Below are 11,423 nucleotides of genomic sequence, written 5' to 3'. Positions count from 1 at the left end.
AAATTATATCAGGCCACGCAGGCGGGGATTCGGGCAAGCATCGCCCTGCTGGCGGAGCAGAACTACGAACGGCTGCTGGAACAGGAGCAGCTTGCCATCGGCTGGGGGGAGGTGAACGGCCGGTGAAATCGACAAACGCCCTCCCTGAGCGGCCCAAGCCCTGCAAGGGAATAACGATAATCAGATAAGGAGATCGAGAAGATGAAACAACGATTCAAGCGGCCGTTGGCGCTTTTGCTGACCGTTGCAATGCTGCTGGGGATGCTCCCCGCTGCCTTTGCCGCAGGCGGCGAGGACCAGCCGCCCGCCGACAGCGGCGACCCGTCCTTCGGCGCCAGTCTGCTGACCGGAGAGGAACCCTATTTCGGCACACTGACCCTCACCGGCTTCAACGAGGCCGTCAGCAATGCGGCCTATTCATCCGTGACCAAAGACCTGCTTAAATTGGAAGCGGATACGCCTTTGAAATGGCATTTGGGAAGCACCGGCACCCGTTATCCGGCCACCATGAGCCTCAACGCAGGCTCGGGCGAAGTGCAAGACGGCGCTGACCGCACCCTGACCATTGAACTGAAAAAGGGGCTGGAGTTTGTGTCCTACCCCAAGGGCGACACTTTGCCTGCGGGCGTGACCTTAACAGAGGAACCCGCCGAAGATGAAACCATCAAAAATCAATATGGCTATTCCTCTGTGTACGGCAAATTGGTTTATGCGTTGTCCGACAGAGCGGATGTCAACGGCTTTAGGCTGGACAATATCATCATCCAGCCCACCCGCGCGTTTTTTGACGAGAGCGAGACCGGCATGGAGATCGAGGACGCCCTGCAAGTCACCTACACGGCAGACTATGGGGATGAAAGCAAGAATGTCTCCGAAACCAAATCCTTTGATGTGGAATTGTGGGGTGGCTTGACGCCATACGTTGTACAGACATATGGCGGTGCCTACTCATATGTGCTTGCGCAGGGAGGAAACGCAGAAAATCGTCTGTGCCTGTGGTCTACTCAAAATGCTCTGAACGGACAGTTGATTAAAAGCATTACTTATACTATTGAAGCGGACGAGGAACTGATATTTTCAAATCCGACTATTTCAGCGACAAATGGGACAAAACCGGTCACAATGAAGGAAACTACAGGTTCAGACGGGAAAAAGACCGTTGTTTTTTCCTCGTCTGACCTGCAGATTGGCAGTACAGCCCTTACTGTTGGAGAGAGATTTGTTACATATGCTTTGGATTTTCGATATCAGGTAGGTGTAGATGATAATATAGCCCCAGGACAATATACCTACAAGGTTACCTCCGCTGCAGTTACATTGGAATCAGATAAAATTGTAACATTTGCTGGTGATAAAAGCAGAACAGTAACTTTTACCGTTCAGGACAAGGTGGATGGCGGCAGTGATGACAATTTCAAAGTTCAGGATATCACCACTCAGCGCGCCAACACCAACCAGGCCGGTATCAATATGTCCATGAGCGGTCTGGTTTGGGAAAACATTGGTGTGAATACCACCCTGCCCAAAAACGTGGAGATCCAGTTTGATGACGATGCGGTAATTAATGTCGTAATGTTGCTCAATAATAGCGGAATCACCGACAATACAGTAGCAGCAACTTTGCGAATGGCAGACGGCTCCCTAAAAGCTGTTTCTAAAAGCAGGGATGACTTTACGGACCCGACCCGAATCACCCTTGCGGAATTCGGGGAAACAGGCGCGGTCAGCATCCAGTCATTAACCGCACAGGTTGGTCGATTTGCTGCGTCGTCAACACCAATTTCTACATTTGCATGGTCAGTAAACAACTCGGTATTACGTTCTGCATCGTATTTTTCTTCTTACGGACGTTTTGCCGATGCGGAAACAACATCCACCAAAACAACTTATACCATCTGGACCATTGGGTACGAAAAAAATGAAGATGGCTCCAATACCAAAACTGCCGACTGCATCATCAATGCGGCGAACGAATCCGAGGTTCAATTTTCTACCTCATACACAATGCATCAATCTTTCCCAAGTACTTTGCAAAACGGTGATACCCTTGGTATGAACGTAACGTTTGGTCAGCATAGTAGTGGCGCGTATAATTCCGCGCCGCTGGTCCAGCCCGTGCTTTACCTCCGTCAGCCTAAGGGCATGACGTTCAGCCGGACCAGTCTGCGGCTCTATGACCGTGTGAACGGAAGCAGCAGCACAGAAACACAGATTAACCCTGTATCCATCACCGACGTCACCAGCAACTGCGATGTGAACGATGGCAGCAGGATCTGGCAGATCGTCCTGCCGGAAGATTATATTTTAGGCTATTACGATGAAAACATGTCCTATCACAGTCTGCGGATTCAATATGATCTCACCGTTCTTCCCAACGCGGCCAGCGCGTCCATTGACAGAGCCAGCATGATCTTCCTGACGGATCAAAGTGGCGTTAAATCAACTTTCAGTGAGGCCGTACATGCCCCCGATATCTATAACGTAACCGGAAAAGGCACCAGTACGCAACTGTGCGGCCTGTCGCCTCAGATCTGCACATTAAAAGGCAGCGACCAGATCAGCATGGGCAGCGCCATCAAGACCGATCTGGACGACAGCTACTTCAACTATGTGGAGAACGATACCAGCACCATCGCCTCCTTTGCCGCCGGCCAGACCGGAAGCATCCAGCTCAACGTGGTCAACAACGGCTCCACAGCGGCAACCGATGCTGTGTTCTATATCCCCCTGCCGAAGTCCGGCGCCGGCTACTCCGCGCTTTTCGGCGGCGGGGACGCCGGCACCCTGAACCTGTACCTGACGATGCAGGACGGAGAATATTTTGCCAGCACGGGGACCGCGCCGTCCGTCAGCTACGCCAAGGTGACAGGCTATGACGACGAAAGCGGCCTGCCGCTTGCCAACACGGGTTGGGGCGCGGGCTATTCCGACGACTGCAACATGATCCGTGTGGAGTATAAGGACGGCATCCAGCCCGGCAGCGAAAGCACCCTGACTTTCTATGTCAAAACCAGTGACAGTGCGGACGACAGCGGAAAGATCAGCGTGTTCTATCCCGTGGTGGACTGCACCTACGGCAGCGTCACCCAGCGGGGCGCTCAGGCCCCCATCGCCATCCAGTGCTGGAACGGCGAGGTCAGCGGCACCGTCTTTGACGACGCGGATCGGGACGGCGTGCAGGACGCGGGCGAGGGCGGGCTTGCCGGCATCAGCGTAGAGGTGAAGCCGGAAAACGCCCCCTCCAAGTTCGCCACCACCGGAGCGGATGGCACCTATAAGGTCACCGGCGTGCGCACGGACGGGCCTGTGACCGTCACCATCCGAGACACGACGCACACCTTCAGCTCCACCTTTGGCGCGGAGGCCCGGCAGTATTCCAAGCCGGTCGAGAATCCTCCGAGCGACGGCTCGGCCTATTCCGTTGTGACCGTGGTGGAGGGTACGCCCAGCAGCGCCGCCTATACCTATGCCGCGAACACCACCTCCGCTGTCGTGTCCGCGGGTCTCATCAAGCCCTACGAGGTCACGTTCAACGGCACGGGCAACACCACCGTCAACCCGTCCGTCATTTACCGGTTCCCCGGTGAAACCGTGGGCGAGCACAACCAGAAAGTGTCGGTCAGCACCGGCGCCGGCGAGAGCTTCCAAGACCAGTGGTATATGAGCGTCGGCGGTGCCGAGGCCAAAACGGTGGAGGACAGCGCCCTGCTGGCTACCGAGATCACCGGCGATACCACGTTTGCTCCCGTCATTGAGAGTGAGGTCAACGCCGTGTACTTCATGGTGTGGGACAAAGATGCAGAGAAAATGGTTCCGCTGTCCTATGAGGTGGAGTACAACAAGACACTGGCCGATAAAATCGGCACATTCCCGAGTTTGACCAACCATCAGAAACCCGGCCATACCCTGACCGCCTGGAATGTTGGCGGGGTGGGCTTGGAGTTCATCAACAATGACCTCACGGGCCAGAGCGAAATCCTGAACAAGAGAGTCACCGGCATGACGGTCTATGTTGCGGTCTACACCGAAAAGTCCGACATCAAGGTGACGCTTGACCTCAACTATGAGGGTGCGGCGGAGGCAACAGTGCTGGAAAACCAGACTTACGGCGCTACCATCGAATACACGCCTCCCACCCGCGAGGGCTACACCTTCCAGGGCTGGTCTGCGGAGCGGGGAGCCGCTACAGGCAGCATGTCCCTGACCTGTCCGACGGAGGACACCACCTACTACGCCGTGTGGAAGCCCGGCACCGTCCGCCTGACCCTGATGGAAAACGGCGGCACATGGACCGCGGATGCCTATAAAAACGGCTATATCGACGGCACCGTAGGCAAGAAAGTCACCCTGCCCACCGATACGGATATCACCCGCGAGGGCTATGAGTTTAAGGGCTGGTACGTCCAGGGGGACGCGGAGCAGACGCTCCTGAACGATGACTACAAGTTCCCCGCCACGGCCACCACCCTGATCGCCAAGTGGGAGCCCAAACAGGAGAGCATCACCTTTGACTACGGCGACGGAAGCGGGATTACCCCGCAGACAGTCACGGTCAGCGGCGCGCATGGTACTGCCGTGGGCAACGACGAAGCGGAAAATCTCTTAAATGTCACTCGGACCGGCTGGTCCCTGACCGGCTGGAAGAACGAGGCAACAGGTATCGTCACCCCCGCGGCCAACACAGGCAGTATCCTTATCGAAGAGGGGCAGAAGTACATCGCGCAGTGGGCGCAGGGCCAGTCCAAACTGCGCTTTGATGCAGGGAAAAACGCTAAATTCCCCAATAACGGACAGGTCAAGGTCTACTACGGCAACACGGGCAGTACCTTAGAGCATGGCGAGCCGGTAGACCCGATCCGCGAGGGATACCGTTTCCTGGGCTGGTTCGAGGAAGCCTCCGGCGGCACCGCGGTCACAGCCTTTGTGTTCCCCCAGACCGCGAATACGGAAAAGACCTACTACGCACAGTGGGAGATCGAAACCTACACGGTGACCTTCCGGTTTAACGGCGGCACATTGGACGGCAACAGCTACAAGGAAGTGTCCGTTGAATATCTGGGAAAGGTGACCGATGTACCTACCCCCACCTACGGAGACGCCAATCTCCAGAACTGGACGGATGTGGCGACAGGCCAGACATACTCCAGCGACGAAATCAAAGCGCGCGAGGTCAAGGGGAATGTGGTCTACTCCGCGAACTGGAACCTGCCGAGCTATCAGGTAGTATTCGGGAACCTCGGCGGCAACGCTGACAGTACATCCACGATCTCCGTCACCTCGGGCAACGGTGTATTCCCGCCCGACCCGCAGACGCCGGAGGGAAAGGTGTTCCTGCACTGGCTGCTGACCAGCGATCCGGCTGCGACTAAGACGGAGTATTCCGACCAGGAACTTGCCGCGCTGAAAATCTCGGAGAACATGACGTTCCAGGCCGTGTTCGGTGAGGACAGCTACACCATCACCTTTATCACCACGGATGGTACGCTGGGCGATACCGGCAATACAAGCCTGACTCTGCAAAAGGATGGCAAGGATACCCTTTCCGCCGGCGACTTCCCAGAGGTGAAGAACGCCAGTGCAGTTTTCAAGGGCTGGTTCTACGGCGGCGAGACTAAGAGCGCGCAAGTCTGGGCCGGAACTGTGGTCGCCGGCAATATGCAGTTCGTGGCCGCCTTTGAAGGAAACGTGACACTGCACCTGATTGCCAACAACGGCACGTTTGCGCAGGACGCACAGACCACTTTCACCGGCGCCGCCGGAACTCCCATCAGCATCCCCACGCCTGCCCGCACCGGCTGGACCTTTGCGGGCTGGTATGACGCTCCTGTGGGCGGGAACAGGATCACCGACACAGACAGCCTTCCTGCAACCAGTACAGTCTGGTACGCCCAGTGGACTTCCGAGAAACTGGCTGTCACCGTGCAGGAAACCCCGACCTATGACGGCACCGCCCAAACCCCAGCGCTGACGGTCACGAGCGGCACAACTGCTCTGAACACAGACCAGTATGTAGCGGTTTACAGCAACAATATCGATGCGGGTACAGATACCGCCAAAGTCACTGTGTACGGTCGAGGCGATTACCTGGGCCTGACCGGTTCCGCCGCCTTTACCATTAACAAGGCCGACCAGACCGTGACCTTTGTCAAGGGGACAGAAAACCAGACAGCCACCTACGGCGAGAGTTTTGCCAACCCTGCCACCGCCAAACTGGACAGCGCTGCCGCAACCATCACCTATTCCAGCGGCGACACATCTGTAGCCGCCGTGGATGCAGCCACCGGCGAAGTTACCATCCTGAAAGCCGGAACCGTCATCATCACGGCCACAGCCGCGGCAACGGACAACGTCAAGGAGGACAAGGCCGAGTACGAGTTGACTATCAATAAGGCCAATCCCACCCTGCGGTTCGACAACGCCGCGGTGAGTGTCAAGACCACCGGCAAGGTGGAGAACAACCTGACCACCGTTCCGAAGGACCTGACCGTCACCTACACCAGCAGCAATACCAGCATTGCTGAAGTGGATGCCAACACTGGCGAGGTCACTCTGAAAGGCGGCGAGGGAAAAGCCATCATCACCGCCACCTTTGCGGGCAACGACCAGTATAACGGCGCCACGGCCACCTACACCCTGACCGTTTCCAACGATGCCATCGTCTACACCGCCGAGAGCTGGTACGGCGCCTATGACGGACAGGACCACAAGATCACCGTAAATGTCACTGAACCCAACAGCAACTATACAGTGACATACAGCACGGATGGCCAGAACTATTCCAGCAACCCCATCACCAGGACCGACGCAGGCGAGTACCCGGTGTACTACAAGATCGAGGCCAATGGTTATGACACCGTCACCGGCTCGGCCAAGATCGTCATCAGCAAGGCCATGCTCACAGAGGCCACCGTTACCGGCGGGGAATACACGGGAAGCGCCGTCAACGCCACGGTCAGCGGAGTCAAGGCTGGCGCTTTGGAGGTCACGGCGAATGATTACACTGTGACCTGCCGGAACAACATCAACGCGGGGACGGACACCGCGACCGTGACCATCACTGCCAAGCCTGACAGCAACTTCACTGGCACGCTGGATATCCCGTACTCTATCAGCCCCAAGACGCTGACCGAGGGCATGGTTTCCCCCGTCTCGGATCAGCCCTATACCGGCCAGCAGATCAAGCCCGCCGTCATCGTGATGGATGGCACCACCGAGCTGGTGGCTGGCAGGGACTACACCGTGACCTATGGCGACAACAATAGCGTGGGGGCCAACGCCGGCACCGTGACCATTACGGGCAAGGGCAACTATAAGGGTACCGTGACCAGGAACTTCAACATCACCAACAGCGGCACCTTTGAGGTCGTCGTGGACAATAAGACCCTGACCTATGACGGAAACAAAAGGGAACCCGATGTCACCGTCTGGGCCGTGTCTGATGGGGGCAAGACCAAGCGCCAGCTCACCGAGGGTACCGACTACACCCTGACCTATGCCGGCAACACCAATGCGGGTACGGCCAGCGTCACCGTCACCGGCAAAAGCGATAGTGCTTATGAGAACTGGCAAGCGGCAACGGCATACTTCACCATCGGCAAGGCGGAGCAGATCGTTTCCTTTGCGGGTGTGACCGGCAACGCCGTCACCAAGACCTACGGCGACCCCGCATTCGATGAAACCGCCAGCGTCAAACTGAGCCCCGACGTTTCCGGCCAGCAGACCGGAACGGTCGCCTACACCACCAGCGACGCCACGGTTGCCACAGTGGACAGCACCACCGGCAAGGTGACTATCGTGGGGACTGGCACGGCAACCATCACCGCCACCGCCGCGGCCACGGGCAACTACAACGGGGCCTCCGCCAGCTACACCCTGACCGTGGCCCCCAAGCCCATCGGCAGCGAGGACGTGACGGTCTCCAAGATCGCGGACCAGCCCTATGAGGGTCTGCCTGTCACTCCCTCCTTCACCGTCACCGACAACGGCGCCAACATTCCCAAGCAAAACCTGGTGCAGAACGTGGATTACACCGTGGAGTACACGGACAACGACAAGATCGGCACCGGCAAGATCATCCTCACTGGCACCGGCAACTACACCGGCACCAAAGAGGTGACCTTCCAGATCGTTTCCCTGCAAGCGTTCACCATCACCGTCGCTCCTGCGCCCATCACCATCTACATGGGCGGGCAAGAGGGCTTTGACCAGGTGGTCGTGGACGAAGACACCGGCGCAATTCAAGCCAGCAAATCCCTGCCTGTCCCCGGCTTCCTGTTCACCCTGCCTGACGCGCTGACGGAGGCTCTGGAGGCAGACGGTAAGACTGCTGCCGACCTCATTTTCCAGGAGCGCGGCGGAGACAAGCAGTGGACCGTAGAGAAGTACAACGAAAGCGCCCAAAACCTCTACCGGCTGGTGCCGAAGGAGGCAGGTCAGGATCCGGTGCGCGTGCAGTTCACGAATGCAGAGGGCCAGACGGTCCGCGAGGACCACTTCACCGTGGGCGAGAACGTGAACCAGGAGCTGACCATGTCCATCTACCGCGGGCAGGTGGGCGACATCGTGGTGATTTATAACAATGTCCTCTATCCGGTCCGCACCGGCGAAAGTAAGCTCACCGTCCGCGGCACCACCAGCGCGCCCCAGCTCCCCACCGTGACAACCGAGGAGAACCTGACACTGGAGGCGGGCAAGGCTGCTGTCACCGCGCCGGCCGGCACCACCTACACCATCAACGGCGGCGATGTGCAGGTGACGGATGACACCGGCGTATCCCTCCTGTTCGACGGGATCATCAACAGCAGCGGCAACGACCGCACCGAACAGTTGGAGGCGCGGGCGGAAGCCTATTTCAACGATCCGGACGCGCCGCAGCCACCCGCCGAGGGCTGCCAGTACGCCTACTCTTTCCAATATCTCGACCTGGTGGATGTCAACAACGGCAACGCCTGGGTCAAGGCCAGCAAGGATGTGACGGTTTACTGGCCCATCCCTGCAGGCGCGGACGAAACTTCTCTGAAGGTCCTGCACTTCAAGGGCCTGCATCGGGATATGGCCACCGGCGAGATCGAGGACGAGATCGACAAGTGCGAGGTGGAAACGGTCTCCCGCAGCGTACAGGACGGCTATGTGACCTTTGATATCGGCTCCGCTGGTTTCTCTCCTTTCGCTCTGGTGTGGCAGACCAGAATCCCCTACACCATCAAGGCGGCGGCGGGCAGCGGCGGCGCCATCACCCCCAGCGGCAGCGTTACCGTGCTGCACGGCGACAGCCAGACTTTCACCATCTCCCCGAACAGCGGATACCGTATCTCGGATGTGCTGGTGGACGGCGCCAGCGTGGGCGCGGTCAGTACCTACACCTTTGACCATGTTACCGCAAACCACACGATCAGCGTGAGTTTCCAGAGCACCGGCGGCGGTGGAGGTGGAGGCGGTGGGGCCACCGGTTACACCATCAAGGCCGAGGCAGGGGACGGCGGCGCTGTCAGCCCCAGCGGAAACGTGCGCGTCACCAGCGGCAGCGACAAGACCTTCACCATCACAGCCGAGGATGGCTATATTATTTCCGACGTGCTGGTGGACGGCGGGAGCGTAGGCGCTGTGAGCAAGTACACCTTTGAGAATGTCCGCAAGAACCACACCATTGAGGCGGTTTTTGCAAAGGGCAGTCCGATTGCCGATCCGGACGACACCGGCGTATCCGGCTGGCTGAATACCACCGACCACCTGGCGTTCCTGAACGGCTATGAGGACGGGACATTCGGCCCGAACCAAAATATGACCCGCGCAGAAACGGCACAGATGTTTTATAACCTGCTGCTGCACAAGGATGTGCCAGTCATCAGCTTCACCGACGTGCCTGCGGACGCATGGTGCGCCGAGGCGGTGAATACGCTGGCCAGCATGGGCATTCTGCAGGGCGTGGGCAAGCATCAGTTTGCCCCAGACCGTGCCATCACCCGCGCGGAGTTCACGGTCATCGCCATGCGCTTTGCTGATCTGGATACCGGCGGCGAGAACATCTTTTCCGACGTAAATGCGGACGATTGGTTCTACGCGCAGGTCATCGGCTCCATCCGGTACGGCTGGATCAATGGTTACGAGGACGGGACGTTCCGCCCCAACAACACCATCACCCGCGCCGAGGTGACTGCCATCGTCAACCGGATGCTGGGACGCGCGGCGGATGAGGACTATGTAGACCGTCACACTGACGCGCTGCGCCAATTCCCAGACGTGAGCAGGACCCACTGGGCCTACTATCAGATTATGGAGGCCGCCAATGCCCACGACTATAACAAGGAAAACGGTGCGGAGAATTGGACCAGTCTCAAGTAATTTATTGAACGGGCCTTGATACGGCCATAAGTGAAGAACACGGCCGCCTGGGAGAATCGATTTCCCAGGCGGCCGTATTTTTTTTTCAATAAACATGGATATCCCGACAGCGATACATTTTTTGCGCTCCATCTTGCCATCATATGACCGAAAGCGGAGATTTTACCGGAAAGCGAGCGGTATGAGCCTCTTCATCCCTTACCGCCAGTCACAGGCCGCGGGGAGATGTTTTGCCCAAATGGGTTTGACCTTTTCGGTACAATAAATGCAGGATAATTACCCATAGGATGAAATGGAGGGAACGCATTTGGGACTTGACTACGGCTATATCAGGGTATCCGGCGCCGACCAAAACGAGGACCGGCAGTTGATTGCGCTGCACGGTCGGAGCGTGCCGGACCGGCGTATTTATATGGATAAGCAGTCCGGCAAGGATTTTGAACGTCCGCAGTACAAGCGGCTGGTGAAAAAATTAAAGCCGGGCGACCTGCTCTACATCATGAGCATCGACCGGCTGGGACGCAATTACAGGGAGATACAGGAACAATGGCGCATTTTGACCAAGGAAAAGGGCGTGGATATCTGTGTGCTGGACATGCCGCTGCTGGATACCCGACAGGGCAAGGATCTGATGGGGACGTTTATTGCCGACCTGGTCTTGCAGATATTGTCCTTTGTGGCGGAGAGCGAGCGCACGAACATCCGCAGACGGCAGGCCGAGGGTATCGCGGCGGCGAAAGCGCGCGGGGTCAAATTCGGCCGGCCGTCTCGGCCGCTTCCGGATAATTTTGACGCCGTACACCGCGCATGGCGGGATAAACGGCTCACACTCCGGCAGGCGGCGCGGGCCTGTGACATGCCGCCCGGCACGTTTTACGCCAAGGCCGTGAAAGTTGAAAAAACAGCGTCGGCAGAACAACTGTGCCGCTGGAACGGAAAACGAGATAGAGAGCGGGGGTAGCATATGGGAATGGCTGGACCTGCGCGGCTGCGTTCCGGTGTCCGCGTATCGGTACAGCCCATTATACTGCGGTGCAGGCGGCGCAATGCATACACAGCCGTTTTACGCGGACGCTTTGGAT

At 57.8% G+C, this 11,423-nt stretch carries 2 protein-coding genes; both read left to right on the top strand.

Features of this window, described 5'->3' with window-relative positions; all coding sequences use genetic code 11:
• Positions 1–201 precede the first annotated feature (201 nt).
• A complete protein-coding gene (locus ACYQ3S_RS14325) occupies positions 202–10,341 on the top strand; it encodes an S-layer homology domain-containing protein (RefSeq protein ID WP_459689990.1) in 10,140 nt (3,379 codons plus the stop codon).
• Positions 10,342–10,648: 307 nt separating this feature from the next.
• Positions 10,649–11,302 (top strand): recombinase family protein, encoded by a 654-nt coding sequence (locus ACYQ3S_RS14320; RefSeq protein WP_459689989.1) that lies wholly within the window; start codon positions 10,649–10,651, stop codon positions 11,300–11,302.
• The last annotated feature ends 121 nt before the right edge of the window (positions 11,303–11,423 follow it).

The sequence above is a fragment of the Agathobaculum sp. TL06 genome (assembly GCF_054658635.1).
This window is presented reverse-complemented; position numbering and strand designations above follow the sequence as displayed.

Coding starts and splice junctions, on each gene's coding strand:
- ACYQ3S_RS14325 (WP_459689990.1), top strand. CDS start 202: ATGAAACAACGATTCAAGCGGCCGTTGGCGCTTTTGCTGACCGTTGCA.